The organism is Streptomyces sp. NPDC034084 (assembly GCF_055575535.1).
The window spans coordinates 72,717-99,589 of record NZ_JBVISK010000006.1 but is presented as its reverse complement, the minus strand read 5'-3'; the positions used below and the strand labels follow the sequence as shown (position 1 = coordinate 99,589).

Genomic DNA, 26,873 nt, shown 5'->3' with positions numbered 1-26,873 from the left:
GGAGACCGCCGGGGCTCTACGCTTTCCGCGTGATCGTCGAAGCCCTCGCCCCCAAGGACCTGGAGGACGGCGCCGCCCTCCCGGGCGCGCTGCTCACCGAGCTCACCCCGCTCTACGCCTCCGACGAGGAGTTCCAGCAGCTCAGCGGCGACTTCCCGGATCCGTCCGGCATCCGGCCCGAGCAGGTCGCGGCCGCCCTCGCCGAGGAGCTCGCCCAGCCCACCGCCGAGGTCCTCCTCGCCCGCTCCGAGGGCCGGCTCGTCGCCGTCGCCGTGACCCTGGGCCGCCACCCCGACCCGGCCGATCCGGACCCGTGGCTCGGGCTGCTCATGGTCCACGCGGACGAGCGGCGCGCGGGCCACGGACGCCGGCTCGCCGCGTACGTCGAGGACCGCTTCCGCGCCGCCGGCCGCACCGGACTGCGGCTCGCCGTCCTGGAGACCAACCCGAAGGCGCTGGCCTTCTGGACCGCGCTCGGCTACGAGGAGACGGCCCGCCGCCCGGACCGCGCGCACGGCCGCCCGTGCGTGGTGATGCGGAAACCCCTGGCCTAGGGGGTGGCCGGCCGCCGGTCGCCGTACAGCCAGACGTCCCACAGCGCGCCGAGGTCGCGCCCCGCGACGCTCTCCGCGTAGGCCGTGAAGTCGGCCGTGGAGGCGTTGGCATGGCGGTACTTGGCGGGCCAGCCGCGCAGGATCTCGCCGAAGACGCGGTCGCCGACCGTCTCGCGCAGCTTGTGCAGGACCATCGCGCCCCGCTGGTACACCGGCGGGTCGAAGAGGTTCTCGGCGGAGGGCGGGGCGGCCGGCGGGAAGGCCCAGTTGGCGTCCTGGGCGAAGGCCCGCGCGAAGGCGGTCCGCGCCGGGACGTGCTCGTACTCCTCCGCGTACAGCCACTCCGCGTACGACGCGAAACCCTCGTTCAGCCAGATGTCCCGCCAGGTCGCGGGCGTGACCGAGTCGCCGAACCACTGGTGGGCCAGCTCGTGCACGAGGGTCGTCCGGTCGAAGGAGCCGGCGGGGAACACGGGCCGGGTCTGGGTCTCCAGGGCGTAGCCGAGGGTCCCGTCCTCGGTGACGAGGGCCCCGGCGGCGGAGAAGGGGTACGGGCCGAAGCGTTTCACCTGGCGGGCGAGGATCTGGGGGATCTCGCCGCGCAGCGCGGCCGTGCTCGCAGCGACGGGGGGCTCGGCGGCGGTCAGGACGGGCACCGAGCCGAGGGCGGTCGCCGTCCCCGACTCGTACCGGCCGACCGCGACCGTCGCGAGGTAGCTCGCCATCGGCTCGGGCGTGTGCCACACGGTGGTGACGCGCCCGTCGGACTCCGTGCGCCGCGCGGTCCTGACGCCGTTGGAGAAGCCGTCGACACCGGCCGGGAGGGTGAGGGTGAGGTCGTAGGCGGCCTTGTCGGAGGGGTGGTGGTTGCCGGGGAACCAGGTCATGGAGCCGGCCGGTTCCCCGACCGCGATCGCCCCTCCCGGGGTGCGCAGCCAGCCCTCCTTCGAGCCGTCGGCGTCCGTGAGCGGCTTGGGCACGCCCGTGTAGGTGACGGTGGCCCGGAACTCCCTCCCCTGGGGAATCTCCTCGCGCGGGCGGAGGGTCAGCTCGTTCCCGGCCCTGTTGTACGCGGCACGGGCGCCGTCGACGGTCGCGCCGCGCACGGTCAGGCCGGCCAGGTCGAGGTTGAAGGCGCTGAGGTTCTGGGTGGCGCGCGCGGTGATCTCGGCGGTGCCGTCGAGGCGGCCGGAGGCCGGGTCGTAGGCGAGGGTCAGGCCGTAGTGCCCGACGTCGTACCCGCCGTTGCCGAGCTTCGGGAAGTACGGGTCGCGCAGCCCGGCCGCGCCGGGGGCGCCCTGGACGCCGCCGGCCTCGGCGCAGCCGCCCGCGAGCGGTGCGAGGGCCGTGAGGGCGGCGGCGAGGGCGAGGGCTGCGGTCCGGCTGCGCTGGGGCACGTACCGATCCTAAGAGGTCATCACCGGAAAAAGGCGGCAGCGCCCGGCGGGGGATCCGGGCGCCGCCACCGGCTCGGGGGAGGTGCTACTTCGTGAGGGCGGCGACGCCGGCCTGGGCGAACTTCTCGTCGAGGTCGCCAGAGGGGGCTCCGGCGACACCGATGCCGGCGATCGGGGCGCCCTTGGCGGTGACGGGCGCGCCGCCGGCGAGGAAGAGGGTGCCGGGGATGTCCTTCAGGGTGGGCGCGTTCGTGAGGCGCTTGGCGAGCTCGGAGGTCGGGGCGTTCCAGGAGACGGCGGTGTACGCCTTCTTCACGGCCGACTCGTAGGACTGCGGGCCCGCGCCGTCGCCGCGCAGGGTGACGATGGTGTTGCCGTTGCGGTCGACGACCGCGACGGAGACCCGCTGGTTCTCCTGCTCGGCGGCGTCCAGAGTGGCCCGCGCGGCCTCGGTGGCGGCCTCGATCGTCAGGTGCGTGGTCTGCGTCGTGGCGTTGTGGGCCGCGTCGGCGGTGACGGCGGCGGGAGCGGCGGCCGGGGCGGTGGCGTTCGCGGAGACCGCGCCGAAGGTGCCGGCGGCGACGACGGCGGCGGCGGTGGCGCCGAGGAGGATCTTCTTCATGAGGGACTCCGTGAAGGGGGAGGAGAGAGGCCTGCGAGCCGGGGCGGTGGGCCGTCCCGCGCTCTGCCTCCATCCTGTGGGCGGATCCGGCGCCCACCGGTCCACGGTCCGGCTGCCCCCGGCGCGCCCACCGGACGACGGCCCTGTCAGCCGATCGGTTGATGCCCGGCTGGTCCCTCCGGGCCACCATGGACCCGTACACCCAGGTCAGGACGGCAGGGAGGCGGCACGGTGACCCGGCCCACGGAACACGACCCGGACGCCCGATGGCTGGCGCGGATCATGCACCTCGCGTTCTTCCTGCTGCTCGGCGCCTCCCTCGCCCGCTTCCTGCTGCGGCACGCGTGGGAGGCCCGCAGCCCCTGGATCGTCGCCCTCACCGGCGCGCTCGCCTCCCTGTACCTCCTCGGGCCGGTGCTCGGCACCCGCGCCACCCCGCGCCGGATCACCTGGCTGGGCACGGTCGTCGCCGTCTGGGTCCTCCTCGTCGTCCTCGCGCCCAGCTTCGCCTGGTGCGCGGTGCCGCTCTTCTACACGGGTCTGCGCACCCTCCCGCCGCGCGCCGCGCTCGGCCTGGTGGGCCTGCTCACCGCGTTCGTGGTCTTCGCGCAGGTGCAGCTCTCGCACGGCGGCTGGGACCCGAACCTGATCGTCGCGCCGCCGGCCGTCGCCGCCCTCGCCACCGGCGTCTTCGTGTACTCCGACCGGCAGGCCGCCCGTCAGCGGGCGCTCATCGACGACCTGATCCGCACCCGGCGCGAACTCGCCGCGATCGAGCGCCGCGAGGGCACCCTCGCGGAGCGCCAGCGGCTTTCCATGGAGATCCACGACACCCTCGCGCAGGGCCTGTCCAGCCAGCAGATGCTGCTCCAGGCCGCCGAGCGCCTCTGGGACGGCGACCCGGCCACCGCCCGCCGGCACGTCCGTACCGCCGAGTCCATCGCCGAACGCAACCTCGCCGAGGCCCGCCGCTTCGTGCAGGACCTCGCGCCCGCCGACCTCGCCGGGGGCGGCGGCCTGGAGGAGGCCCTGCGCGGCCTCGCCGCCCGCGAGTCCGCGGCCTTCCGGGTCGACGGGACGCCGGTGCCGCTGCCCGACCGGGCGCAGTCGGCGCTGCTGCGGATCGCCCAGGGCGCGCTGGCCAACATCCGCGAACACGCCGGCGCCGACTCCGCCGCCCTGACCCTCACCTACCTCGACGACCAGGTGGTCCTGGACATCGCCGACGACGGCCGCGGCTTCGACCCGGCGCTCGCGCGCGAGCAGGGCGAGCGCGGGCACGGGCTGCCCGCGATGCGGGTGCGTGCCCAGCAGCTCGGTGGCAGCCTGACGGTCGAGTCCACCCCGGGCGAGGGCACGGTGCTCTCCGCCGCGATCCCGCTCTCCCTGGAGTCCTGATGACGGTACGGATCCTCCTCTGCGACGACCACGTGGTGGTCCGCGCGGGTCTGCTCGCGCTGCTGGGCAGCACCCCCGACATCGAGGTGGTGGGCGAGGCCGGCAGCGGCGAGGAGGCCGTCGCGATGGCGGCGAAGCTGAAGCCGGACGTCGTCCTGATGGACCTCCAGCTCGGCGCGGGCATCGACGGGGTGGAGGCGACGCGGCGGATCGCGCCCACCGGTGTCCACGTCCTCGTGCTCACCACGTACGACACGGACGCGGACATCACGCGGGCGATCGAGGCGGGCGCGACCGGCTACCTCCTGAAGGCCGAGCGGCCCGAGGAGCTGTTCGCCGCGATCCACTCGGCCGCGCAGGGCCGCACGGCCCTCTCCCCGCCGGTCGCCAGCCGGGTCATGGACCGCATGCGGGGCGCGGCGGGGCCGACCCTCACGGACCGGGAGCGGGACATCCTCGGGCAGCTCGGGCGCGGTCTCGGCAACCGGGAGATCGCGCGGGCGCTGTTCATCAGCGAGGCGACGGTGAAGACGCACCTGGGCCGGATCTACGCCAAGCTCGGCGTCGACACCCGCGCGGGCGCGGTGGCGGTGGCGAAGGAACGACGCCTGCTGCCGTAGCCCGTTGGGCTGGTCCCCGGCGCCGTCCCCGGCACCGGACGACCCCCCACTGCTACCCTGCGTCGTCATTCGACCGCACGGTGTCATGTCTCAGTGGGAGCGCACGTGAAGCTCGCGATCGTCGGCGGCGGCCCCGCCGGCCTCTACCTCTCGATCCTGCTGAAGCGGCAGGACCCCTCCCACGACATCGCCGTGTACGAACGGAACCCGGCGGGCTCCACGTACGGCTGGGGCGTCACCTACTGGGCCGGGCTCCTCGACAAGCTGCGCGCGGGCGACCCCGAGTCCGCCGCCGCCGTCGCCGAGGCCTCCGTCACCTGGACCGACGGGGTCGCCATCGTCCGCGAACAGCGGACCGTCCACCGCGGCGACGCGGGCTTCGGCATCGGACGGCGGCGGATGCTCGCGCTGCTCGCCGACCGCGCGACACAACTCGGCGTACGGGTCGAGTTCGAGCGCGACATCCCCGGCCCGGACGCGCCCGAACTGGCCGGCGCGGACCTCGTCGTCGCCGCCGACGGCGTCAACAGCGTGCTCCGGGAGGCCCACGCCGACCGCTTCGGCAGCGAGGTCACCAACGGCCGCAACCGCTACATCTGGCTCGGCACCACCAAGGTCTTCGACTCCTTCAGCTTCGCCTTCAAGGAGACCGAGCACGGCTGGATCTGGTGCTACGCCTACGGGTTCAGCGGCGAGCGCTCCACCTGCGTCGTCGAGTGCTCCCCGGAGACCTGGACCGGCCTCGGGCTCGACACGCTCGGCCAGGCCGACAGCCTGAACCTCCTGGAGAAGCTCTTCCACGACCTCCTCGACGGCCACGAGCTCATCGGCCGCGAACGCGCGGACGACGCCCCCCGGTGGCTGACCTTCCGCACCCTCACCAACCGGGTCTGGCACCACGGCAACCTCGTCCTCCTCGGCGACGCCGCCCACACCACGCACTACTCGATCGGCGCGGGCACCACCCTGGCCCTGGAGGACGCACTCGCCCTCGCGGACGCCCTGAGCGCCCCCGGCGGCCTGGACGCCGCCCTCACCGCGTACGGGAAGCGGCGCCGCGCCGAACTGGTCTCCGCGCAGAGCGCCGCCCGCTACAGCGCCCAGTGGTACGAGAACCTCCCCCGCTACATGAGCCTGGAGCCCGCCACGATGTTCGCGCTGCTCGGCCAGCGCCACTCGCCGCTGCTGCCGCACATCCCGCCCCAGCTGTACTACCGCATCGACCGTGCCGCCGAGCAGCTGGAGCCCCTGCGCCGCTTCAAGCGCTGGCTCGGGCCCCGCGTGGCGCGCGCGGTGCACGGCCGCCGCTGACCTCCGGACGCTTCACACGTCCCGGCGGTGGACGGCGACGAAAGCCACCGCCACCGCGCCCACCGCCCAGGCCGCGTACACCGTCCACGCCCCGCCCGCGGTCCACGGGTACTCCACGGGCACCGGCGACACCCCCACCTCCGTGAGCCGCTTCCACGCCCCCTGCGGCAGAGCGTGCAGGAACGTCGCGCCCCAGCGGTCGCGCTCGTCCATCAGGGCCGGCGGCAGGAGCAGCACACCGGTCAGGGAGACGATCGTCGTCGCGGTGTGCCGGAGCAGCGCCCCGAGACCGAAGCCGGCGAGCGCGCACACCGGCGCGAGGAGCGCCGACGCGGCGACGGCCCCCAGCACCCCCTCGTCGCCGATCGACATGCCGACACCCCGGCCGTCGAGCACGGCCTGCGTGGTGGCGAACGAGACCACGGCGACCAGCGCCCCGTACACCAGCATCACGACGGCGAGGACGAGCGTCTTCGCGGCGACGACGGACCGGCGGGCCGGGACGGCCGCGAGGGTCGTACGGATCTGCCCCGTGCCGTACTCGCCGACGACCATCAGCGCGCCGATGGAACCGGTCGCGAGCGTGAACACCATGGCCCCGCCGAGCGTGAACGCGTCGCGCATGGCCCAGATCGGCACGAAGAGCTCCTTGATGCCCTGCGGGTAGTTCGGATAGTTGCGGTAGTCGGCGAAAGTCGCGTTGAGGTTGACGCCGAATGCGGCGACCGCGCCCACGGCGAAGGCCCAGGGCGTGGAGCGGAGGGACCACAGCTTCATCCACTCGGCGGCCAGCAGGTCACGGAAACGGGCGGCGGGCATCAGCGGTACTCCACACTGTCGGCGGTGAGCTCCATGAACGCCTCTTCCAGGGAGGAGGCCCGCGGGGTCAGTTCGGCGAGCGGGACGCCGTGCCGGAAGGCGAGGACACCGATCCGGCCCGCGTCGATCCCGGTCACGGTGAGCACCCCTCCCTCCGTCCGCACGGCGGCGCCCTCGGCTTCAAGGGCATCGGCGAGGCCCGGTGCGGCGGCCGGGTCGGCGGCCCGGACGGTCACGCTCCGGCGGGTGCCGCGCGCCGCGAACTCGGCCACGCTCTCGGCCGCGATGAGCCGGCCGCGTCCGATGACGACGAGATCGTCGGCGGTGTGCTCCATCTCGCTCATCAGATGGCTGGAGACGAACACCGTGCGGCCCTCGGCGGCCAGCCGCCGGAACAGTCCCCGCGCCCACAGCACGCCCTCCGGGTCGAGCCCGTTGACCGGCTCGTCGAAGAGCAGCACAGGAGGGTCGCCGAGCAGCGCGGCGGCGATCCCCAGACGCTGCTTCATGCCGAGCGAGTAGCCGCCGATCCGCCGCCCTCCCGCCTCGGCCAGCCCCACCTCGTCGAGGACCTCGGCGGCCCGGCGGCGCGGGATGCCGTTGGTGCGGGCCAGCGCCGCGAGATGGGCCTCGGCGGTCCGGCCGCCGTGCACGTCGTGCGCGTCGAGCAGCGCCCCGACGTCCCGCAGCCCGCGCGGCAGCTCCCGGAACCGCCGGCCGCCGACGGTGGCGGTCCCGGACGTCGGCTCGTTCAGGCCCAGGATCAGCCGCAGCGTCGTCGACTTCCCGGCCCCGTTGGGGCCGAGGAACCCCGTCACCCGCCCGGGCCTCACCCCGAAGCTGAGCCGGTCGACGGCGAGGCGCCCGGCCGGGTTCCGGCCTGCCGGGCGGAACCGGTCCCGGCGGCCGTAGTGCTTGGTCAGTTCACGAACTTCGATCATGCGGCCCACGGTGGCTGCCCCGCACCCCCCGGCACATCGGCTCGGCGGCCACAACCGGAGCGCGGGGGAGGCCCGGGGGCGTACGCCCGTGGGCCGATGCCCGCGCGTCCGGCCCGCGCCTACGATCGGGGCCATGCCCGCCACCCCACCCGTCCGCCCGTCCCAGCGGCGTGTGCCCGCGGCCCTCGCCCGGGACGACCGCCCCTCCCACGGGCGGGTGCCCGTGGCCCTCGACTGGGGCGCGACCCTCGCCTGGGGTGCGGCCGTCGCGCACCCCTTCCTGCTCCTCGCCGCCATGCGGACCGGACCGTACCGCTCCACCGAGCTGCGCCTCTTCCTCAGCGCCGTCGCCGTGGGCCTGATCCTGCCCCTGGCGCGCCGCCGACCGCTCCCGGCGCTCGGACTGCTGCTCGCCGGGCTCCTCGCGGCGGCGACCACCCGGCCGGACGCCGCACTCCTCTACCTCCCGGTGCTCGCCGCCGACACCCTCGTCGGCCGGATCGCCGCCGTGCGCCCGCTCCGGATCCTGCTGCCCACCGCCCTCGGCGCGCTCGCCGCGCAGATCGCGGCCGCGACGTACACCACCTCGGGGCAGGACGTCTTCGTCAGCACCGTCGTGGCCCTCGCGCTCGCCCTGCTCACCGCAGGGCTCCTCGGCCGGTCGGTACTCGAACGACGCGGCCACGCCGAGGAGTTGCGCGCCGCGACCGCCGCCGAGGCCGTCGCCGCCGAACGGCTCCGGATCGCCCGCGAGCTGCACGACGTCATCGCGCACAGCATCGGCGTCATCGCCATCCAGGCGGGCGTCGGCCGCCGGGTCATCGAGACCCAGCCCGCCGAGGCCCGCAACGCGCTCGCCACCATCGAGACCACCAGCCGGGAGACCCTCGCCGGTCTGCGCCGCACCCTGGGGGCGCTGCGGGGCGCGGACGCCGCCGACGGCCGCCCCGCGCCGCGCGACCCGGCGCCCGGCCTCGCCGACCTGGAGCGGCTCGCCGCGTCCACGGCGGACGCGGGGGTACGGGTCGAACTGCGACACCTCGGCAACCCGGACGTGTCCCTGCCGCCGGAGGTCGGCCTCGCCGCGTACCGGATCGTGCAGGAGTCCCTCACCAACGTCGTCCGCCACGCGGCCACCCCCTCCTGCCGCGTGACGGTGGAGCGGAGCACCGACACCCTGCTCGTCGAGATCGCCGACGACGGCCGGGGCGCCCCCGGCGCGGATTCCGGAGGCGGCTACGGCCTCGTGGGGATGCGCGAGCGCGCCGCGCTCCTCGGCGGCAGCCTCTCGGCGGGACCACGCCCCGGCGGCGGCTTCCACGTCACCGCGCTGCTGCCGCTGCCGGCCGGCGCCCAGGAAGGAACCCCCGCGTGATCCGCACCGTCCGTGTCCTCCTCGTCGACGACCAGCCCCTGGTGCGGGCCGGTCTGCGCGTGCTGATGGCCGACACCCCCGACATCGAGGTCGCCGGCGAGGCGGGCACCGGCACCGAGGCGGTCGCGCTGGCCCGGGACCTCGGGCCCGACGTCGTGGTGATGGACGTCCGGATGCCCGGCATGGACGGCATCGAGGCGACCCGGCTCGTCACGGCGGCCCCCGGCGCGCCCCGGGTACTCGTCCTCACCACCTTCGACGACGACGCGTACGTGTACGGGGCGCTGCGCGCGGGCGCGAGCGGCTTCGTCGTCAAGGACATGGCCCTCGACGACATCCTCTCCGCGATCCGGGTGGTGGCCTCCGGCGACGCCCTGATCGCGCCCGGCGTGACCCGCCGCCTGATCGAGGAGTTCGCGGCACGCCCCGAACCGCAGGCGGTACGGAGGGAGCCGCGCGGCCTCGACGCCATCACCGAGCGCGAGCGGGAGGTCCTCACCCTCGTCGGCCGGGGCCTGTCGAACGGCGAGATCGCGGAACGGCTCCACATCAGCGCGGCCACCGCGAAGGCGCACGTGGCACGCCTCTTCTCCAAGCTGGACGCACGCGACCGGGTGCGGCTGGTGATCCTGGCGTACGAGGCGGGACTCGTCCCGTGACGTGACACCGCCGGCCGCCTCCCGTACGGGACCGGCCCGGGGCCGTGACACCATCGGTCCCGTGCTCGACATCGGCTACTCCCTCTCGCGTCGCTTCCCCGACCCGCCGCAGACCGACTACCGTCGCGCGGACGTCCACGCCCTGCGCCACGACCTGTTCTGCGGGGACGTGTACCTCGCCGACACCGAGGCCGACCGCGAGGTGTCCACAGCCTGGGGATGGGTGCCGGTGCTCGACTTCGCGTGGGCGCTGTGCGACATCGTCGAGCAGCTCGACCGGGACCCGCGCGGCAGCCGCGCCGCGCAGCCGCAGTACGCGGAGCTCGACTTCACCGAGTCCACGGACCGGATGCTCTTCGAGCGACGCTTCGGATGGGTGGACGTCGAGGCCGACTGGATGCCGGGCGACGAGCCGCCGGTCACGTTCAACCACGCGGAACTGCGCCGGGAGGCCCGGGACTTCCTGCACGACCTGATCGCCGACCTCACCGACATGCACGAGGGCCTGGCGGACAACCCCACGATCTGGACCCTCCAGTCCCGCTTCCCCCGCGTGAAGTAGCCCCCGGGCCCTCCGCACGCCGCCGGGCGGCGGCCCCGCCCCGCAGAACAGCCGCACCGCCCCGCAAGGAAGCCGCCCCGCCCCTCACCCCTCCACCCGCACCCCCAGCCGCGCCGCCAGCACCGGCGCCAGCTCCAGGAGCTGCCCCGGGGAGATCACCGCGCCCGCCAGCGACTCCACCCCACGCGCGATCTCCAGGCGCTGCGCCCCCCGCAGATCCACGTCCGTGAGCCGGGCCCCCGTGAAGTCCACCCCCGTGAGCACGCAGTCCACGAACTCGACCCGCTCCAGGACCGCGCCCCCGAAGTCCGGCTCGCTCACCACGCACCCCTCGAACACGACGTCCTTCAGCTTCGCCCCCCGCAGGTTCAGATAGTCGCTCTTCCCACCCCGGACGACCACTCTCTCCAGGACCGCCCCGTGCAGCTGCGCCCCGCCGAGCCGCGCCTCCAGGACCTCGACGTCCCGCAACTGCGCCCCCGCCAGCTCGGTGCCCACCCCCCGTACCCCCGTCAGCACCGAGTCGAGGAAACGCGCCCCCGTCAGCCGCGCCCCGTCGAGCCCGCACTCCCGCAGCGCGCAGTCCAGAAACCGGGCCCCCTCCCCCGACTGGCCGGTCAGGTCGAGCCCGGCCAGTTCGAGGCCGTCGTAGTCCCCGTCCGGTTCGAGCCCGCCCCCGTACGCCTCCAGCGGAGGCAACCGCACCTCCGGCCGCCGCGCCCCCGCCACCTTCTTCTTCCGTGTCTCCGCCATGACCCCATCGTGATGTACGCCACTGACAACGCCCCCCATGTCACATCCCCCGCCCCTCCGCCCGTCCCCCGTACGACACCGACACGAAGGAGACGGGCATGCGGAAGCTCACGATCATCGGCGGCGGCTTCGCCGGACTGACCGCCGCCATCACCGCCGCCGAGGCCGGTACCAGGGTGACCGTCCACGAGGCGCACCGGACGCTCGGCGGCCGGGCCCGCACCGCCGAAGGCACGTACCGCACCAACGAGGGCCCACACGCCCTCTACAGCGGCGGCCCGCACTGGACCTGGCTGAAACAGCGCGGCCTCCTCGGTCCGCTCGCCCCACTGCCGGCCGCCGAGACCCTCAGGTTCCGCTTCCACCGCGCCGGCGCCCTGCGCCGCACGCCGCCGCTGGCGCTGCTGCGCCAGGCCCGCCGTACCGCCGAAGAGGCCCCCGTCGACCTCGACTTCCGCACCTGGGTCACCGGCCTGGCGGGCGCGCGGGCCGCCCGCATCGCCGCCGCGTACAGCGGCGTCGCGCTCTTCCACCACGACCCCGGCTCCCTCTCCGCCCGCTTCGTGCAGGAACGCCTGCACCGGTCCGCCTCCCTGCCACCCGAGGCGCACTACATCCGGGGCGGCTGGGGCGAGCTGATCGACCGGATGGCCGCGCGCGCGTGGGAGCTGGGCGTACGGATCGAGACCTCGTCCCGGATCGACACCCTGCCGCTCGGCGCAGGGCCGGTGATCATCGCGACCGCCCTGCCCGCCGCCGCCCGACTCCTCGACGACCCGTCGCTGGCCTGGGAGAGCGGCCGCACCCTCCTGCTCGACCTGGCGCTTCGTACCCGGAAGGGCGATCCGTTCGTGGTCTCCGACCTGGACGCGCCCGGCTGGATCGAACGGTTCACCGCACAGGACCCCTCACTGGCACCGGCCGGGCAGCAGCTGATCCAGGCGCAGCTGCCCCTCGGCCCCGGGGCGTCGAAGGCGGACGGCGTCGCCCACGCCGAGCGGCTGCTCGACCTCGGCTTCCCCGACTGGCGCGAGCGGACGGCATGGCGGCGGGAGTCCGTCTCCCAGGGCCGTACGGGCGCGGTGGACCGCCCGGGCACCACCTGGCGCGACCGGCCGGCCGTCGACCGGGGCGACGGGGTGTACCTGGTGGGCGATCAGGTGGCGGCACCGGGCGTGCTGTCGGAGGTGTCGTTCACGAGCGCGGTCGAGGCGGTGTCGCTGACCCTCCGCGCGGACCTCGCGGACCGCCACCACAGGCACGGCCTCCACCACCGGCACGGCCTTGACCTCAAGCGCGCTTGAGGTCAGAGGGTGGAGCCGCGAGTCCACCCGTGACGACGACAGGGGAAACGTCATGCACGCCATCCGCCTCCATGCCTTCGGCCCCGCCGAGAACCTCACGTACGAGGAGACACCCGACCCCGTGCCGGGCCCCGGCCGGGTCCGCGTCCGGGTCGCGGCGGCCGGCGTCCACCTCCTCGACACCGCCCTCCGCCAAGGCGCCACGGGCCCCTTCCCGGCACCCACCGCGCTCCCCACGATCCCCGGCCGCGAGGTCGCCGGCACCGTCGACGCCCTCGGCGAGGGCACCGACCCGTCCTGGCTCGGCCGAAGGGTCGTCGCCCACCTCGGCATGAACCCCGGCGGCTACGCCGAACTCGCCGTCACCGACGCCGCCCGCCTCCACGCCCTGCCCGAACACCTCGGCGAGGCGGAGGCCGTCGCCATGATCGGCACCGGCCGCACGACCCTCGGCATCCTGCGGTTCACCGAACTCGGCCCCGACTCGGTCGCGATCGTCCCGGCCGCCGCCGGCGGCATCGGCACCCTGCTCGTCCAGTACGCCAAGAACGCCGGCGCCACCGCCATCGGCCTCGCCGGCGGCCCCGCGAAGGTCGCCCTCGTCGAGGCGAACGGCGCCGACCTGGCCGTCGACTACAAGCGGCCCGACTGGCCGCAGAAGGTCCGCGCGTACCTGGACTCCGTCGGCCGCACCGCCACCGTCGTCTTCGACTCGGTCGGCGGCGACACCGGCCGGGCCGCCGTCGACCTCCTCGGCAAAGGCGGACAGCACCTCGTCTTCGGCTGGTCCGGAGCCGGGCTCCACGACGGCGAACCCCTCACCTACACCCCGGCCGAACTCGCCGAGCGGGGCATCACCTCGGAGTCCGTCCTCGGCCCCACCATGATCCAGAAGGCGGGCGGCGACATCCGCACGCTCGAACTCGCCGCCCTCGACGCCGCGGCCACCGGCACCCTCCGCCCAGCGGTCCACCGCTTCCCCCTCGCCGAAGCGGCACGGGCCCACCACGCCCTGGAGAACCGGGGCACGACCGGCAAGGTAGTCCTCATCCCCTAGCGGACCAGGCGGTCAGACCCCCAGCACGTCCCAGGAATGCGCCTTGAACTCCTTCAGGAAATCCGGGTGGTCCTCCCACATCCGGGCGGCGGAGCGCAGCACGTCCCAGTTGTGCTCAAGAGCCTGGTCCACGACCTGCCGCAGCTCCGGCGCCGTCTCCCGCTTCTCCACCAGCCCGTTCACCGCCGACGCGGCCTGCACCGTGTAGCGCAGGGCGCGCAGCGCCCGCGACGTGTCGTCCATGCCGAACCCGTGGTCACTGCCGCTGGCCGGATCGAAAAGCGGCGTCAACCGCGCCTCGATGAAACCGGTGATCCGCTGGAACCGCTGCTCAATGTCCTTGTCCATGCCCCTTTCCTACACCGTGCCCCCACCCAGCTCCGCCAGGGCCCCGTCCGTCAGGCGGTACACCGTCCACTCGTCCTGCGGACGGGCGCCCAAGGACTCGTAGAAGTCGATCGAGGGCCGGTTCCAGTTCAGTACCGACCACTCCAGGCGCTCATAACCGCGCTCGACACAGATGCGGGCCAGTTCACGCAACAGGGCCTTGCCGTAGCCGCCACCCCGCGCCTCCGGCCGGACGTACAAGTCCTCCAGGTAGATGCCGTGGACTCCACGCCAGGTCGAGAAATTGAGGAACCACAGCGCAAAGCCCACAGCCTCGCCCGTCTCCGTCTCGGCGACGTGCGCGAAGGCGGCGGGCCGCTCGCCGAACAACGCCTCGCGCAGCTGCCCGGGATCCGCGCGGACCTCGTCGAGGGCCTTCTCGTACTCCGCGAGGTCACGGATCATGGCGTGGATGACGGGAACGTCGGCAGGCGTGGCAGTACGGATCATGAGGCCAAGACTGCCCCCCGTCAGGCCCTTCTGGCCAGCGGCTTCCCCGCAAGGGCCACCTCCCGCCCGGTCCCACGCGGCCCGGAAGAGGACCTGCCGCGACAACGGAATCCGCAGCGGGCCCCCCTCCCGGGCCCCAGCCGGACACCGCCCCCCGAAGACCCGTATCCACAGCCCCGGAGCCACCGGTAACGTCCCGCCCACGCATCCGGAATCCAGGGGTACACATGAGCACGGTCAACGGCGGCATATCGTTCTGGTACGCGCAGGAGGGCGCCCCCGCACCCCGCGAACCACTCCCCGGCGACACCACCGCCGACGTCTGCATCGTCGGCGGCGGCTACACCGGACTGTGGACCGCCTACTACCTCAAGAAGGCCGTCCCCTTCCTCAACATCACCGTCCTCGAAGCCAAGTTCTGCGGCTACGGCGCCTCCGGCCGCAACGGCGGCTGGCTCTACAACGGCATCGCCGGCCGCGACCGGTACGCCAAGCTCCACGGCCACGACGCCGCCGTCCGCCTCCAACAGGCCATGAACGCCACCGTCACCGAAGTCGTCGACATCTGCGAACACGAAAAGATCGACGCCGACATCCACCAGGGCGGCGTCCTCGAAGTCGCCCTCTCCCCCGCCCAGCTCACCCGCCTCAAGGCCTTCCACACCACCGAACTCGCCTACGGCGAAACCGACCGCGAGCTCTACGGCGCCCGCGACACCGCCACACGCGTCCGCGTCACCGGAGCCGTCGGCTCCTCCTGGACCCCGCACGGCGCCCGCCTCCACCCCGTGAAACTCGCCAAAGGCCTCGCGGCCACCGTCGAAGCCCTCGGCGTCACCATCCACGAATCGACCCCCGTCACCGAGATCAAGCCCAAACACGCGATCACCCCATACGGCACCGTCCGCGCCCCGTACGTCCTGCGCTGCACCGAGGGCTTCACCGCCTCCCTCGCCGGCCAGCGCCGCACCTGGCTCCCCATGAACTCCTCGATGATCGCCACCGAACCGCTCACCGACACCCAATGGGAAACCATCGGCTGGGACGGCCGCGAGACCCTCGGCGACATGGCCCACGCCTACATGTACGCCCAACGCACCGCCGACGGCCGCATCGCCCTGGGCGGCCGCGGCGTCCCGTACCGCTTCGGCTCCAAGACCGACAACGACGGGCGCACCCAGCCCCAGACCATCGACGCCCTCCGCGAAATCCTCGTCCGCTTCTTCCCGCAGCTCGCGGGCGTACGGATCGACCACGCCTGGTCCGGCGTCCTCGGCGTCCCCCGCGACTGGTGCGCCACCGTCACCCTCGACCGCTCCACCGGCCTCGGCTGGGCCGGCGGCTACGTCGGCTCGGGCGTCGCCACCGCCAACCTCGCCGCCCGCACCCTCCGCGACCTGATCAAGGAGGACTCCGCCCAGGCGGGCCCCACCGACCTCACCACCCTGCCCTGGGTCAACCACAAGGTCCGCAAGTGGGAACCGGAACCACTGCGCTGGCTCGGCGTCCAGACCATGTACGCCGCCTTCCGAGGCGCGGACCGCCGCGAAACCACCACCCACACCGCGGAGACGGACCGCGTGGCCGCCCTCGCCAACCGGCTGAGCGGCCGCTGAACAACCCCAGGTGAGGGCGCACCCCGCACCCCGCGCCCTCACCCGACGCCCGGCACCACCACCTACTCCACCTCGATACCGAAGTCCCCCACCAGCTCCTCCAGACCACCCCGGTACCCCTTCCCGCCCAGGACGAAGTCCCAGTCACCGCCGGCCCGCCGCCGGAACGACCCCAGGACGAGCGCCGTCTCCCCCGGCCGCCCGTCGGACACCTCAAGCCGGTCGAGCTCGACGCCCGAGTCGTCCCGCAACCGGATCCCCGCCTCGCTGAACCCGCCCAGATCCACATCGGGGTTCACCTCCGGGTCCACGGCCGCCACCAGCACCAGCCGGTCCGCCCGCGCAGGCAACGCGTCGAAACCGACCCGCACAGCCGCGCGATCACCCGGCGCCGCCGCCACCATGGCCACCGAACCGTCCGGCGTCACCGGATTGTTGAAGAAGACGAACCACTCGTCACCGAGCACCCGGCCCCCCGCACAGACCAGCGCACAGACGTCCAGAACGGCGGAGCCCGACCACACCATCCCCAACAGATTGAAGTCCTCAGCGGCCTCGGCGGGCGCGGACACGGGCACCCGAACCGGCCCCGGCGCGGCCCCGCCCAACCGGCCCCGCAAGCCGTGCTGGTGCAGCAGATCCACCAACTCGACCCCCGAAATCAGCGTCAGCGGCTTACCGTTGGCAAAGGTGTACGAACCGGGCCCGAACCTCGACGTCGTGACGAGCACCCCCTTGGTCGCCCCCCGGTCCTGCACCGTCCCGAACAGATCCCGCACCGCACTCGGCGACACCGTGTTCCGGTACCGCTTCACCTGCACCACGATCGACCCGCCACTGATCGGATCAGGATCCAACGCCTCCACATCCACCCCGCCGTCACCCGACCGCCGCGTGGTCACCGCCTGAAGCCCCCGCGCCCGGAAAAGCTCGGCCACAAGCCCCTCGAACGCGATCGGATCCATAGTGAGGAGATCGGGCTCCTCACCATCCCCCTGCACCACCACATCCGAACCCACCTGCCCCGGCTCCCGCAGCGGCGCCACCGCCACCCGCTCCTCCGGCTTCACCGACAACCGCCCGGCCAACGCCCCGGTGAGACACTCGACGGCCCTCACCAATTCCAGGTTCAGCCGATCGAACACAGACCGCTCCACCACGACCGAGGCCACGCACACACGCGCGGCAAGCCCGGTAGCGGGATCGACCCCACCCACATACCCGTTCAGCGCCACCCCGTCGAGCGCCCCGAACCGGTCCGCGGCGAACAGCTCCCGCACCGCGAGCAACACACTCTGCGCCAGCACATCCCGATACAACGCCCGCCGCTGCGTCACCGGCCGCGGAACCTCCCTCTCCTGGTCCGTGCTCGGCAGGTACTTGACGGCCTTCGCCTCCGGAACGACCTCGTACCCGGGCAAGTCCCAGTCGAGGACGAGCCCGCGCCCCACCCGGTCATAGGCGGCCGACACCTCCCGAGGAAACCCGTCAGGCCAAGCAGTCGACGCGAAGAGCACGGCGGAGAAGAACTCGACGACGGTATCCGCCTCCCCCTCCCGCAAGGCCGCCACGGTCCCATCGACCCCACTGTTCTGGGCCCGTATCTCCGCTCGCCGAGCCTCCGCCCAGGAGTCGTACGCCCGCCGGTACGCCGCCAGTTGCTCCACCCGCCGCGCCTCGGCGACCTGCGCCGCGTACCAGTCGCGCTCGAAGCGCGCCCGCGCCTCCCGCTCAGCCTGCGCACGCCCGGACACCGTCCAGGCCCCCTGCGGCTGGTAGAACCGCTGATCCGGCATCGCAACGGGCTCCCCCAGGGGCCCGGGAGCGAACGGCTCGACCTCCTCCTCCCGCCGCAGCGACTCCACACGGAAAGCCGGCGCCCCACAACCCGTCGCGAGCAACGACCCGAGCAGAGCCACCCGCTCGTCCAGCTCCTGAGTCCGCCGCAGCGCGTCCGCCTCCCGCTGCCGCCGATACGCCGCCCGCTGCTCCCGCCGCATCCGCGCGACATCCCGCTCATACGCCCGCTGCGCCCGCTCCGCGTCCCGCTCCTGCCGCAGCACCGCCTGGTGCCGGCCCTCACGCTGCCGCTGCGCCACCCGCTGCTGCTCGGCCCACACCCCGATCAGCCCACCGGAACGCCGACTCATCCCCGCACCCCTCCCCGCAACCCCGGCCCCACCTGTACGCCCCCCGTGTCGCACAAGTGTCCCGGACCATGAACCCCCGCGCACGGAGAGTCCGGAACAAGCCGACGGGGGCCGTCGCGGGAGCGGTGCCCTTGAACAGCCAGAACACCCGGGTACGACGGAGGGCCCCGGACACGAGACGCGTCCGGGGCCCTTCATCCCTGCTCAGAGCCCCCTGTCGGATTCGAACCGACGACCTACGCATTACAAGTGCGTTGCTCTGGCCAGCTGAGCTAAGGAGGCACCGCGTACCGCAAGCACGCGCGAGGCTCTCCCACTCTACACAGCGACGCCAACCCCTTACGAAGAACTTCCCGACCCCCGTAACCATCCGCCCACACGTTCGTTGACCGGACTGGAGTGCAGTTCCGACTATCGGACAGCATGACGGGGAGGGGTGATGGCCGAGCCATCCGAGGAAGTGCCGCGGCGGGTGATCGGCGCCGAGGCCGAGCAGGTGAAGCGGGAGGCCCTGGGCATCCCCGACCGGCGCAAGCACCTGGGGCGGGCGGCAGTCCCGATGCAGAGACGCGCCAAGGAGGCCGGCACCCAGCAGCGGACGTACCGCTACCGCTTCTACCCCACCCCCGACCAGGCCGAGCAGCTGGCCAAGACCTTCGGTGCCTGCCGATGGGTCTGCAACGAGGGCCTGACGCTCCGCGTCGAGGCCTGGGAGCGACATGGGGTGTCGGTCGGTTTCGCGGAGACGTGTCGTGCGTTGACGGGGTGGAAGCGGGAGGAGGGGAGGGAGTGGTTGCGGGAGGTGTCGTCGACGGTGTTGCAGCAGGCGCTGCGGCATCTGGACGGGGCTTTCTCGCGGTTCTTCCAGCGGTCGGCGAAGTATCCGCAGCGGAAGAGGAAGGGCCGGTCCCGGGACAGCGCTGTGTATGTGCGGACCGGTTTCCGGTGGGTGGAGGATCAGGAGCGGCCGGGTACGGGGTCGGTGACGCTGGCGAAGCAGTCGGTTCCCCTCGATGTCCGCTGGTCGCGGCCGTTGCCGACGGGCCAGGTGCCGGTGCGGTTGAACGTGACGCGTGACCGGGCGGGCCGGTTCTTCCTGTCGGTGCTGGTGGAGGAGCGGATCGATCCGTTGCCGCCGGTGTTCGTCCCGGGTGCCTCGGTGCCGAAGGCGGTGGGTCTGGATCTGGGTCTGGCGGCGCTGGTGACGGTGGACGACGGTTCGTCGCTCGCGCATCCGCGGCTGCTGAAGAAGTACGGGGAGGAGTTGGCCCGTCGGCAGAGGGCGCTGCACCGGAAGGAGCAGGGGTCGTCGAATCGGGAGAGGACGCGGGGACGTATCGCGTGTCTGTATGCCCGGATCGGTGATGTGCGCAGGGATCTGTTGGATCAGTTCACCACCCGCCTCGTGCGCGAGAACCAAGTGCTCGTGGTGGAGGACCTGCCGGTCGCCCATCTGATGCGTCCTGCCCGGGGGAAGGGTCGGCGGCGGAAGGCGAAGCTGAATCAGGCGATCCGGGATGCGGCGTGGGGTGAGCTGTTGCGGCAGCTGCGGTACAAGTGCGCGTGGTACGGCCGGACGCTGGTGGTCGTGGACCGGTTCTTTCCGTCGACGCGGCGTTGTTCGGCCTGCCACACGAAGGGGCCGCGCCTGGACGTGTCGGTCCGTGAGTGGGTCTGTGCGGAGTGCGAGGCCGTGCACGGGCGGGACAGGAACGCGGCGGTGAATCTTCGGGACGAGGGGATGCGGCTGTACTGGTGGGTGGCGGCAGCGCTGCCGCCGGGGAAGCCGGTCCCGTCGCTGATCCGGGCGTCGGAGCTGCCGGACGTCGCCCAGGCCTCGTAGGAGTGAGGAACGCGGTACGGACCGACGGGCCGTCGGCCGGAATGCCTGTGGAGCTCGCGTAAGACCGGCTCGGTGTGGCCCCCAGGGTCATGCCGGTATGGCGATGGGTGTGGAAGCAGGAAATGTCACGTGCGTGGCGGGGTCAAAAGTGGAGCGCTCTGCCACCACGGACACCAGGTCAAAAGATCGCTGCTCTGCCGTGCGCCGAGCTGTCCTCGGAAATCTCATCGTCCGCGACTGCTGACAGATCGGACAGCCTCAGGGTAGCGTCGCCCGGAGTTCACCCTGGTGGACTAGACCTCAATCCTTCCTTTACTCGGATCGTCCGGCACGTTCCTGCCGGTGAAGGGACACATCAGCATGGCTTCCGTCACGTTCGACAAGGCCACCCGGATCTACCCGGGTGCCACCAAGCCCTCCGTCGACCAGCTCGACATCGAGATCGCGGACGGCGAGTTCCTCGTCCTCGTCGGCCCCTCCGGCTGTGGCAAGTCGACCTCCCTGCGCATGCTCGCGGGTCTCGAGGACGTCAACGCCGGCTCCATCCGCATCGGTGACCGCGACGTCACGCACCTGCCGCCGAAGGACCGGGACATCGCGATGGTGTTCCAGAACTACGCGCTGTACCCGCACATGACCGTCGCCGACAACATGGGCTTCGCGCTCAAGATCGCCGGTGTCAACAAGTCCGAGATCCGCGCCAAGGTCGAAGAGGCCGCGAAGATCCTGGACCTCACCGAGTACCTGGACCGGAAGCCGAAGGCGCTCTCCGGCGGTCAGCGCCAGCGCGTGGCCATGGGTCGCGCGATCGTGCGTGAGCCGCAGGTCTTCCTCATGGACGAGCCGCTGTCGAACCTCGACGCCAAGCTCCGTGTCTCGACCCGTACGCAGATCGCGGGCCTCCAGCGCCGTCTGGGCATCACCACGGTCTACGTCACCCATGACCAGACCGAGGCCCTCACGATGGGCGACCGGGTCGCCGTCCTGAAGGACGGTCTGCTCCAGCAGATCGACTCCCCGCGCAACATGTACGACAAGCCGGCCAACCTCTTCGTCGCCGGTTTCATCGGCTCCCCGGCGATGAACCTGGTCGAGGTCCCGATCACGGACGGCGGCGTGAAGTTCGGCAACAGCGTGGTCCCGGTCTCCCGTGACGCGATCGCCGCCGCTTCCGCCAAGGGTGACACCACGGTGGTGGTCGGCGTCCGTCCCGAGCACTTCGACGTCTCGGGTCCGACGAGCAAGGACGGCCTGGCGGTGACGGTCAACGTCGTCGAGGAGCTCGGCTCGGACGGCTTCGTGTACGGCTCCACGCGCGTCGGCGGCGAGGACAAGGACCTGGTGGTCCGCGTCGGCGGCCGTGACGTGCCCGCCAAGGGTTCCACTCTGCACGTCGTGCCGCGAGCCGCCGAGCTGCACGTCTTCTCGACCTCCACGGGCGAGCGTCTCAGCGACTGATCCACGGGTGGCCGGAGGGCCCCGCGTCCCTTGTGGACGCGGGGCCGTTCGTTTAAACGGGCTTTCCCCGAAAACCCCGGCATTCGGGGCCCGCTGGAGCCCCCGCGTCAACACGGAATTCGAAAAGCCGCCTCGAACCATCCCTCGTGAGAGTGACTAAATGTCGCCATATCACTACCGGCCGCTACGCTCGCTGGCGTGACGCACACTGCCCGCCGAATCGGCCGCTCTCTCGCCCTCGTCCTGCCCGTCGTCCTGGTGCTCTCGGGAACGCTCGCGGTGTCCGCCGTTCCGTGGGCCGGCCAGGACTCCGGGACCCAGCTCACCGCGTCCTCCACGGACGTCTCCACCCGGGCCAAGTCCCGTGCCCCGCAGGATATTCTCCGCGACCAGCTCCTCGCAGAGCTTCAGGAGAAGGACCCCGGCGTGGCTCTCACCCACCTCCAGCGCGAGGTGGAGAACCGGCCCTCCCTCGCCCAGCACTGCTTCTCCATCGCCCGTGCCCTCGGCCGCGCCGCCGTCGAGTACTACGGCCCCTCGCGTGCCCAGTCCTTCTCCCGCCCGGTCTGCGACACCTCGTACGCGACCGGCGTGATGCGCGCGAGCTGAACAGCCGCGAGCTGAACGCCCCGAGGCATACCGGGCGCCTATCGTTCCCCGTATGCACAGCACTCCGACGCAGGCCGTGGTCCTGGCGGGCGGCCAGGGCTCACGGCTCCGCCCGTACACCGACGACCGCCCCAAGCCGATGGTCGAGATCCCGGGCACCGGGACCCCGATCATCGGCCATCAGCTTTCCTGGCTGGCCTCCGAGGGCGTGACCGACGCCGTCGTCTCCTGCGGCCATCTCGCCGAGGTGCTCCAGGAGTGGCTGGCCGGCGCGGACCTGCCGCTGAAGGTGACGACGGTCGTCGAGACCGAGCCCCTCGGCCGCGGTGGCGGCCTCAAGTACGCGGCCGCGCACCTGCCCGCCCCGGACCAGGCCTGGTACGCCACCAACGGCGACATCTGGACCCGCTTCTCGTTGCGCGAGATGGCCGACTTCCACGCGGAGCGCGACGCCCTCGCCACGCTGGCCCTGGCGCGCCCCCGGATCCCGTGGGGCGCCGTCGAGACCGACACCTTCGGGCACATCACCGACTTCATCGAGGCGCCGCCGTCGCCGTTCCTGATCAACGCGGGCGTGTACGTCTTCTCGGCGGCCTTCACGGAACTCCTCCCGGACCTGGGCGACCACGAGCGGACCACCTTCCCCCGCCTGGCGCGTGAGCGGCGCCTGGCGGGTTTCCCGCTGCCCCAGGGCGCGTACTGGAGGGCCATCGACACCGCCAAGGACCTGACGGAGGCGGCCAAGGAGCTGGCCGCCCAGCGGGCCTGACCGACGGGCGTACGAGAATGGGCGGCACCGCGTCTTCCGCGGTGCCGCCCTTCTTCGTGCCCGTGCGTCAGCCCAGCAGGCCGCCGATCGGGTTCCGCGCGCCGCCGCCCGTCGTCGAGCCGCTCTCGGGCGGGGTGCTGGTGGAGCCGGTCGAGCCGCCGCTCGACGTGCCGCCGGTGCTGCTCGGGGTGCCGGTGGTGGACGGCGGGGGCGCGGGCTTCGACTGCGTGGGCGTACGGCTGGTGGTGCCGCCGGTGCTCGTGCCCTGGGTGGCGGTCGGGCGCTGCTCCTGGGTCCGGGTGGACTGGCGGGTCGGCTCGGTGGGCCGGGTGGGCTCCTGGGTCTCCTCGCGTCGTGCGGGCGCCTCGCTGGTCGCGGCGGGCTGGGGCTGGGTGGGGGCGGCCTTCGTCGGGGCGGGGCGCGTGGGTTCCGGCGGAAGCGGCTGGCCGGGGAGGTGGTTGATCGGGTCGTCGTTGGGGCCCGGGACGGTGACCATCTCGGTGGAGCGGACGGCGCCGCCGAGGACGGAGCCGACGAGGAGGGTGAGGCCGACGACGACGGCGGCGAGGAGGGTGCTGCGGCGGGTGACGCGGCGGCGGAGGTCCCAGAGTTCGGCGCGTGGGCCGAGGGTGCGCCAGGCCTCGCCTGCGAGGCGGCCGTCGAGGGAGTAGACGGGGGCGCCGGCGATGATCAGTGGGGACCAGGCGGCGAGGTAGATGATGTCGGCGGAGTCGTAGACCGGGACGCTCTTCCAGCTGACGGTGAGGAGCAGCGCGGCGGAGAGCAGGGCGCCGACGACGGCGGCGACGCGTTGCCAGAGGCCGAGGACGGTGAGGACGCCGACGACGACCTGGAGGAAGGCGACGGTGAGTCCGGCGCCGACGGGGTGCTGGAGGGCGAAGTCGCGCAGCGGTTCGGCGAGGGCCCAGGGGTGGAGGGAGTTGAGCCACTTCACCATGGAGCCGCGCTCGCCGCCGTCGAAGTAGACGGGGTCGCAGAGCTTGCCCATGCCGGCGTAGATGGAGATGAAGCCGAGGAAGACGCGGAGTGGGAGGAGGACGACGCCGAGGTTCATCCGGCGGCCGGGGTAGTAGGCGTGGCGGACGTTCTCCTGTCCGTGCCGCTGCGCGGCCCGTGCCTGCGGTGTGTCGTTCCCGTGGGGCTCGGTGGGCTCGGGCCTGAGGTCGTACAGCTCGTCGTAGGCGCCCTCGGCGCGGCGCATGGGCGGCAGGAGGGGTGCGGCCTCGGCGGGCACCACGGGGGTCGGCATGGTGGTGTCGATGCGTGGGATGGCCTGGGTGTCGCCGACGCCGTGACCGCCGCTCCCGGCGGGTTCCAGCGTGGAGACGGACGACTCGCGCACGGCTTGGAGGAGGCCGGTCGCTCCGGGTGTGGACTTTCCGGTCCACACGACGGGGCGACGGCGCGGGCCGCCCGCTCCAGCGGCGACTCCGGCGAGGGCGGCGGTGCGGGCAGCGGCGCCGAGCTTGGGCTGCGGGGCCGGCGCGAGCCGCACACGGAAGCTGGCGTGGTTCACGATCACCTGGGCGGGATCGGAATCCACCTTGACCATGCTCAGCGCGGGCTGATCGTCGAACCCCGGCCGGGGCGTTCTGGTGTCCACACTCATCTAACCGAGTGATGTGCGGTTAGGACACTGCCTTGACGGTTGCCAAATGTCCGAGGCCCGTCAAGATCACGGCCGGGGTGCGTCCCTCGTTCGGGTCAGCCCCTGCGGCGGCGGGCCGCCTCGTAGAGGACGACACCGGCGGCGACGCCGGCGTTGAGCGACTCGGCGCCGCCCGGCATGGGGATGCGGACGAGGAAGTCGCAGGTCTCGCCGACGAGACGGGAGAGGCCCTTGCCCTCGGAGCCGACGACGATGACGACCGGGCCGCCGAGCGCCTCCAGGTCCTGCACCTCGTGCGTGCCCTCGGCGGCGAGGCCGACGACGGCGATGCCGGCCTTCTTGTACTCCTGCAGGGCGCGGGTCAGGTTGGTGACGCGGGCGACCGGGGTGCGGGCGGCGGTGCCTGCGGAGGTCTTCCAGGCGCCTGCGGTCATTCCGGCGGCGCGGCGCTCGGGGATGACCACGCCGTGGCCGGCGAAGGCGGAGACGGAGCGGACGATCGCGCCGAGGTTGCGCGGGTCGGTGACGCCGTCGAGGGCGACGATCAGCGGGTCCTCGCCGTCGTCGTAGGCGGCGGCGGTGAGGTCCTCGGGGTGGGCGTACTCGTACGGCGGGACCTGGAGGACCAGGCCCTGGTGGTTCAGCCCGTTGGTCATGCGGTCGAGCTCGGGGCGGGGGGCTTCCATGAGGTGGATGTTGCCGCGCGCGCCGGCGAGCTGGAGGGCCTCGCGCACTCGCTCGTCGTTGTCGATGAACTGCTGCACGTACAGGGTGGTGGCGGGCACGCCGTCGCGCAGCGCTTCGAAGACCGGGTTGCGGCCGACGACCATCTCGCTGGCGCCCTTGGGGCCGCCGCGGCGGGGCGCGGGGCGGCGCTTGGCCGCCTGCCGTGCCATCGCGTTGGAGACGCGGTACGCCTTGTGGCCCTTGCGGTCCTCGGCCTTGGGGGTCGGGCCCTTGCCTTCGAGGCCCTTGCGCCGCTGGCCACCGCTGCCGATCGTCGCACCCTTCTTGTTGGACGTGCGACGGTTCCTGCGCTGGCTGTTCCCGGCCATGACTACCTGTTTCCTCTGCTGACGTACAAAGTCTGTAACTGAAGTGTGCCGCCCGGGGTCCCGAGCGGCACGTCTTCTAACGGTTGCCCAGCGTCCAGCGGGGGCCGTCGGGGCTGTCCTCGATGGCGAGGCCGGACTGGTTGAGCTGGTCGCGGATCGCGTCCGCGGTCGCCCAGTCCTTGCGCTCGCGCGCCGCTTCCCGCTGCTGGAGCACGAGTCGTACGAGGGTGTCGACGACGCCGTGGAGCTCGTCGCCGCCGCCGGTCTCCTCGGCCCAGTGCGGGTCGAGGGGGTCCAGGCCGAGGACGCCGAGCATGGCGCGGACCTCGGCGAGGCGGGCGATGGCCTCGTCCTTGTCGTCCGCGGCGAGGGCGCTGTTGCCCTGGCGGACGGTGGTGTGGATGATCGCGAGCGCGTGCGGTACGCCCAGGTCGTCGTCCATGGCTTCGGCGAAGGCCGGCGGCACCTCGGCGGCGGGGGCGACGGTCGTTCCGGCCTTCTCGGTGGCGCGCTGGACGAAGCCCTCGATGCGGGCGAACGCCGACTCGGCCTCGCGCAGGGACTCCTCGCTGTACTCGATCATCGAGCGGTAGTGGGGGGTGCCCAGGTAGTAGCGCAGGACGATCGGGCGCCAGTTCTTCACCATTTCGGACACCAGCACGCTGTTGCCGAGCGACTTCGACATCTTCTCGCCGCTCATGGTGACCCAGGCGTTGTGCACCCAGTACCGCGCGAACTCGTCGCCGAAGGCCTTGGCCTGGGCGATCTCGTTCTCGTGGTGCGGGAAGATCAGGTCGAGGCCGCCGCCGTGGATGTCGAAGGCGGTGCCCAGGTACTTGTGGGCCATGGCCGAGCACTCCAGGTGCCAGCCGGGACGGCCGCGGCCCCACGGGGTCTCCCAGTCGGGCTCGCCCGGCTTGGTCGCCTTCCACATGGCGAAGTCGCGGGGGTCGCGCTTGCCGGTGATGCCTTCCTCGGCGGGCTGGCGGAGGTCGTCGATGTCCTGGTTGGACAGCTCCAGGTATCCCGGGAAGGAGCGCACGTCGAAGTAGACGCTGCCGTCGGCCTCGTAGGCGTGGCCGCGCTCGATCAGGCCCCGCATCATCTCGATCATCTCGGGGACGTGGCCGGTGGCGCGGGGTTCGTACGTCGGCGGGAGGCAACCGAGGGCCTCGTAACCGGCGTTGAACGCGCGCTCGTTCTCGTAGCCGATGGACCACCAGGGGCGCCCCTGTTCGGCGCCCTTCCTGATGATCTTGTCGTCGATGTCGGTGACGTTGCGGATGAACGTGACGTCGTAGCCGCGGTAGGCGAACCAGCGGCGCATGATGTCGAAGTTCAGCCCGGACCGGATGTGGCCGATGTGCGGGGCCGCCTGCACGGTGGCGCCACAGAGGTAGATCGAGACGCAGCCCGGCGTGAGCGGGGTGAAGTCACGGATCTGCCGGGCGCTGGTGTCGTACAGGCGAATAGTCACCACTCCAGAGTAGTGGGCGTGTGATAGTGCCCCGCGACCTGATCGGGGTCACCGATG

The 26,873-nt window shown here is 72.7% G+C and carries 25 protein-coding genes and 1 tRNA gene; 14 read left to right on the top strand and 12 right to left on the bottom strand.

The genetic code is table 11. The annotated features are described in order from the left end of the window. The first annotated feature begins 29 nt into the window (after positions 1-29). Positions 30-554 carry a GNAT family N-acetyltransferase gene (locus ACZ51I_RS22155; protein ID WP_468878491.1) on the top strand — a complete coding sequence of 175 codons (525 nt, stop codon included), beginning with the start codon at positions 30-32 and terminating at the stop codon, positions 552-554. On the opposite strand, the gene ACZ51I_RS22150 is transcribed toward ACZ51I_RS22155, so the two are convergent. Together ACZ51I_RS22150 and ACZ51I_RS22145 are read right to left on the bottom strand one after the other, a co-directional pair. Then, the gene (locus ACZ51I_RS22150) at positions 551-1,951 is read right to left on the bottom strand and encodes a M1 family metallopeptidase (protein WP_468878488.1); all 1,401 of its coding nucleotides are present in this window, start codon (positions 1,949-1,951) and stop codon (positions 551-553) included. The two genes, ACZ51I_RS22155 and ACZ51I_RS22150, sit on opposite strands and share 4 nt — an antisense overlap. 85 nt (positions 1,952-2,036) lie before the next feature. Beyond that, positions 2,037-2,573, bottom strand: coding sequence for a GlcG/HbpS family heme-binding protein (locus tag ACZ51I_RS22145; protein ID WP_468878485.1), 537 nt, complete (start codon positions 2,571-2,573; stop codon positions 2,037-2,039). Between the two features lie 231 nt (positions 2,574-2,804). Between ACZ51I_RS22145 and ACZ51I_RS22140 the strand changes: the two genes are divergently transcribed. The 3 genes from ACZ51I_RS22140 (at position 2,805) to ACZ51I_RS22130 (ending at position 5,902) form a co-directional block, all read left to right on the top strand. Further along, on the top strand, positions 2,805-3,971 hold the full coding sequence (locus ACZ51I_RS22140) for a sensor histidine kinase (RefSeq protein ID WP_468878482.1): 1,167 nt from the start codon (positions 2,805-2,807) through the stop codon (positions 3,969-3,971). Beyond that, the gene (locus ACZ51I_RS22135; RefSeq protein WP_468878480.1) at positions 3,971-4,591 is read left to right on the top strand and encodes a response regulator; all 621 of its coding nucleotides are present in this window, start codon (positions 3,971-3,973) and stop codon (positions 4,589-4,591) included. Before ACZ51I_RS22140 ends, ACZ51I_RS22135 begins: the two co-directional genes overlap by 1 nt. Positions 4,592-4,696: 105 nt before the next feature. Then, complete coding sequence (locus ACZ51I_RS22130) at positions 4,697-5,902, top strand: FAD-dependent monooxygenase (protein ID WP_468878477.1); 1,206 nt, start codon at positions 4,697-4,699, stop codon at positions 5,900-5,902. 12 nt (positions 5,903-5,914) lie between these two features. On the opposite strand, the gene ACZ51I_RS22125 is transcribed toward ACZ51I_RS22130, so the two are convergent. After that, positions 5,915-6,721 carry an ABC transporter permease subunit gene (locus ACZ51I_RS22125; RefSeq protein ID WP_468878475.1) on the bottom strand — a complete coding sequence of 269 codons (807 nt, stop codon included), beginning with the start codon at positions 6,719-6,721 and terminating at the stop codon, positions 5,915-5,917. Then, complete coding sequence (locus tag ACZ51I_RS22120) at positions 6,721-7,662, bottom strand: ABC transporter ATP-binding protein (RefSeq protein WP_468878472.1); 942 nt, start codon at positions 7,660-7,662, stop codon at positions 6,721-6,723. The genes ACZ51I_RS22125 and ACZ51I_RS22120 overlap by 1 nt, the downstream gene beginning before the upstream one ends. A gap of 133 nt (positions 7,663-7,795) precedes the next feature. Between ACZ51I_RS22120 and ACZ51I_RS22115 the strand changes: the two genes are divergently transcribed. The 3 genes from ACZ51I_RS22115 to ACZ51I_RS22105 all read left to right on the top strand — a co-directional run bounded on the left by ACZ51I_RS22115 (position 7,796) and on the right by ACZ51I_RS22105 (position 10,258). After that, positions 7,796-9,037, top strand: coding sequence for a sensor histidine kinase (locus ACZ51I_RS22115; RefSeq protein ID WP_468878471.1), 1,242 nt, complete (start codon positions 7,796-7,798; stop codon positions 9,035-9,037). Then, on the top strand, positions 9,037-9,696 hold the full coding sequence (locus tag ACZ51I_RS22110; protein WP_468879619.1) for a response regulator: 660 nt from the start codon (positions 9,037-9,039) through the stop codon (positions 9,694-9,696). Before ACZ51I_RS22115 ends, ACZ51I_RS22110 begins: the two co-directional genes overlap by 1 nt. A gap of 61 nt (positions 9,697-9,757) precedes the next feature. Further along, a complete protein-coding gene (locus ACZ51I_RS22105; protein ID WP_383797101.1) occupies positions 9,758-10,258 on the top strand; it encodes a hypothetical protein in 501 nt (166 codons plus the stop codon). Between the two features lie 84 nt (positions 10,259-10,342). Here the strand turns inward: ACZ51I_RS22105 and ACZ51I_RS22100 are convergent, their stop codons facing one another. Beyond that, positions 10,343-11,011 (bottom strand): pentapeptide repeat-containing protein, encoded by a 669-nt coding sequence (locus ACZ51I_RS22100; protein ID WP_468878468.1) that lies wholly within the window; start codon positions 11,009-11,011, stop codon positions 10,343-10,345. Positions 11,012-11,109: 98 nt separating this feature from the next. Here ACZ51I_RS22100 and ACZ51I_RS22095 point away from each other — a divergent pair, with 98 nt between their 5' ends. Together ACZ51I_RS22095 and ACZ51I_RS22090 are read left to right on the top strand one after the other, a co-directional pair. Further along, positions 11,110-12,315, top strand: a complete 1,206-nt coding sequence (locus ACZ51I_RS22095; RefSeq protein ID WP_468878465.1) for an NAD(P)-binding protein — start codon at positions 11,110-11,112, stop codon at positions 12,313-12,315. Positions 12,316-12,367: 52 nt separating this feature from the next. Then, positions 12,368-13,372, top strand: coding sequence for a zinc-binding dehydrogenase (locus ACZ51I_RS22090; protein ID WP_468878462.1), 1,005 nt, complete (start codon positions 12,368-12,370; stop codon positions 13,370-13,372). A gap of 12 nt (positions 13,373-13,384) precedes the next feature. Here the strand turns inward: ACZ51I_RS22090 and ACZ51I_RS22085 are convergent, their stop codons facing one another. Together ACZ51I_RS22085 and ACZ51I_RS22080 are read right to left on the bottom strand one after the other, a co-directional pair. Beyond that, positions 13,385-13,720, bottom strand: a complete 336-nt coding sequence (locus ACZ51I_RS22085) for a hypothetical protein (RefSeq protein ID WP_468878460.1) — start codon at positions 13,718-13,720, stop codon at positions 13,385-13,387. A gap of 9 nt (positions 13,721-13,729) precedes the next feature. Further along, complete coding sequence (locus ACZ51I_RS22080; protein WP_468878457.1) at positions 13,730-14,209, bottom strand: GNAT family N-acetyltransferase; 480 nt, start codon at positions 14,207-14,209, stop codon at positions 13,730-13,732. 227 nt (positions 14,210-14,436) lie between these two features. Here ACZ51I_RS22080 and ACZ51I_RS22075 point away from each other — a divergent pair, with 227 nt between their 5' ends. Next, positions 14,437-15,825, top strand: coding sequence for an NAD(P)/FAD-dependent oxidoreductase (locus ACZ51I_RS22075; RefSeq protein ID WP_468878455.1), 1,389 nt, complete (start codon positions 14,437-14,439; stop codon positions 15,823-15,825). Positions 15,826-15,887: 62 nt separating this feature from the next. On the opposite strand, the gene ACZ51I_RS22070 is transcribed toward ACZ51I_RS22075, so the two are convergent. Both ACZ51I_RS22070 and ACZ51I_RS22065 read right to left on the bottom strand, forming a co-directional pair. Next, positions 15,888-17,975: a restriction endonuclease gene (locus ACZ51I_RS22070; protein WP_468878452.1), complete on the bottom strand. Its 2,088-nt coding sequence runs from the start codon at positions 17,973-17,975 to the stop codon at positions 15,888-15,890. Between the two features lie 208 nt (positions 17,976-18,183). Continuing rightward, positions 18,184-18,257, bottom strand: a tRNA-Thr gene (locus ACZ51I_RS22065). A 157-nt stretch (positions 18,258-18,414) separates the two neighbouring features. Between ACZ51I_RS22065 and ACZ51I_RS22060 the strand changes: the two genes are divergently transcribed. The 4 genes from ACZ51I_RS22060 to ACZ51I_RS22045 all read left to right on the top strand — a co-directional run bounded on the left by ACZ51I_RS22060 (position 18,415) and on the right by ACZ51I_RS22045 (position 22,654). Further along, positions 18,415-19,818 carry an RNA-guided endonuclease InsQ/TnpB family protein gene (locus ACZ51I_RS22060; RefSeq protein ID WP_468878449.1) on the top strand — a complete coding sequence of 468 codons (1,404 nt, stop codon included), beginning with the start codon at positions 18,415-18,417 and terminating at the stop codon, positions 19,816-19,818. 360 nt (positions 19,819-20,178) lie between these two features. Continuing rightward, positions 20,179-21,276, top strand: a complete 1,098-nt coding sequence (locus ACZ51I_RS22055) for an ABC transporter ATP-binding protein (RefSeq protein ID WP_468878447.1) — start codon at positions 20,179-20,181, stop codon at positions 21,274-21,276. 198 nt (positions 21,277-21,474) lie between these two features. Continuing rightward, positions 21,475-21,885, top strand: a complete 411-nt coding sequence (locus tag ACZ51I_RS22050) for a hypothetical protein (RefSeq protein ID WP_468878444.1) — start codon at positions 21,475-21,477, stop codon at positions 21,883-21,885. Positions 21,886-21,937: 52 nt separating this feature from the next. Beyond that, positions 21,938-22,654 (top strand): nucleotidyltransferase family protein, encoded by a 717-nt coding sequence (locus ACZ51I_RS22045; RefSeq protein WP_468878442.1) that lies wholly within the window; start codon positions 21,938-21,940, stop codon positions 22,652-22,654. A gap of 67 nt (positions 22,655-22,721) precedes the next feature. Here ACZ51I_RS22045 and ACZ51I_RS22040 read toward each other — a convergent pair whose 3' ends face one another. The 3 genes from ACZ51I_RS22040 to cysS all read right to left on the bottom strand — a co-directional run bounded on the left by ACZ51I_RS22040 (position 22,722) and on the right by cysS (position 26,816). Then, on the bottom strand, positions 22,722-24,284 hold the full coding sequence (locus tag ACZ51I_RS22040; protein WP_468878439.1) for a DoxX family membrane protein: 1,563 nt from the start codon (positions 24,282-24,284) through the stop codon (positions 22,722-22,724). A gap of 95 nt (positions 24,285-24,379) precedes the next feature. Beyond that, on the bottom strand, positions 24,380-25,339 hold the full coding sequence (gene rlmB, locus ACZ51I_RS22035; protein WP_468878436.1) for a 23S rRNA (guanosine(2251)-2'-O)-methyltransferase RlmB: 960 nt from the start codon (positions 25,337-25,339) through the stop codon (positions 24,380-24,382). Between the two features lie 76 nt (positions 25,340-25,415). Further along, positions 25,416-26,816 (bottom strand): cysteine--tRNA ligase, encoded by a 1,401-nt coding sequence (gene cysS, locus ACZ51I_RS22030; protein WP_468878434.1) that lies wholly within the window; start codon positions 26,814-26,816, stop codon positions 25,416-25,418. Between the last annotated feature and the right edge of the window lie 57 nt (positions 26,817-26,873).

Bases quoted from the DNA above. Each gene is read 5' to 3' on its own strand.
- ACZ51I_RS22045 (WP_468878442.1), top strand. From the start codon at position 21,938: ATGCACAGCACTCCGACGCAGGCCGTGGTCCTGGCGGGCGGCCAGGGC.
- ACZ51I_RS22125 (WP_468878475.1), bottom strand. From the start codon at position 6,721: ATGCCCGCCGCCCGTTTCCGTGACCTGCTGGCCGCCGAGTGGATGAAG.
- ACZ51I_RS22075 (WP_468878455.1), top strand. From the start codon at position 14,437: ATGAGCACGGTCAACGGCGGCATATCGTTCTGGTACGCGCAGGAGGGC.
- ACZ51I_RS22060 (WP_468878449.1), top strand. From the start codon at position 18,415: ATGGCCGAGCCATCCGAGGAAGTGCCGCGGCGGGTGATCGGCGCCGAG.
- ACZ51I_RS22120 (WP_468878472.1), bottom strand. From the start codon at position 7,662: ATGATCGAAGTTCGTGAACTGACCAAGCACTACGGCCGCCGGGACCGG.
- ACZ51I_RS22115 (WP_468878471.1), top strand. From the start codon at position 7,796: ATGCCCGCCACCCCACCCGTCCGCCCGTCCCAGCGGCGTGTGCCCGCG.
- ACZ51I_RS22100 (WP_468878468.1), bottom strand. From the start codon at position 11,011: ATGGCGGAGACACGGAAGAAGAAGGTGGCGGGGGCGCGGCGGCCGGAG.
- ACZ51I_RS22080 (WP_468878457.1), bottom strand. From the start codon at position 14,209: ATGATCCGTACTGCCACGCCTGCCGACGTTCCCGTCATCCACGCCATG.
- ACZ51I_RS22095 (WP_468878465.1), top strand. From the start codon at position 11,110: ATGCGGAAGCTCACGATCATCGGCGGCGGCTTCGCCGGACTGACCGCC.
- ACZ51I_RS22090 (WP_468878462.1), top strand. From the start codon at position 12,368: ATGCACGCCATCCGCCTCCATGCCTTCGGCCCCGCCGAGAACCTCACG.
- ACZ51I_RS22070 (WP_468878452.1), bottom strand. From the start codon at position 17,975: ATGAGTCGGCGTTCCGGTGGGCTGATCGGGGTGTGGGCCGAGCAGCAG.
- rlmB (WP_468878436.1), bottom strand. From the start codon at position 25,339: ATGGCCGGGAACAGCCAGCGCAGGAACCGTCGCACGTCCAACAAGAAG.
- ACZ51I_RS22135 (WP_468878480.1), top strand. From the start codon at position 3,971: ATGACGGTACGGATCCTCCTCTGCGACGACCACGTGGTGGTCCGCGCG.
- ACZ51I_RS22055 (WP_468878447.1), top strand. From the start codon at position 20,179: ATGGCTTCCGTCACGTTCGACAAGGCCACCCGGATCTACCCGGGTGCC.
- ACZ51I_RS22145 (WP_468878485.1), bottom strand. From the start codon at position 2,573: ATGAAGAAGATCCTCCTCGGCGCCACCGCCGCCGCCGTCGTCGCCGCC.
- ACZ51I_RS22040 (WP_468878439.1), bottom strand. From the start codon at position 24,284: ATGAGTGTGGACACCAGAACGCCCCGGCCGGGGTTCGACGATCAGCCC.
- ACZ51I_RS22085 (WP_468878460.1), bottom strand. From the start codon at position 13,720: ATGGACAAGGACATTGAGCAGCGGTTCCAGCGGATCACCGGTTTCATC.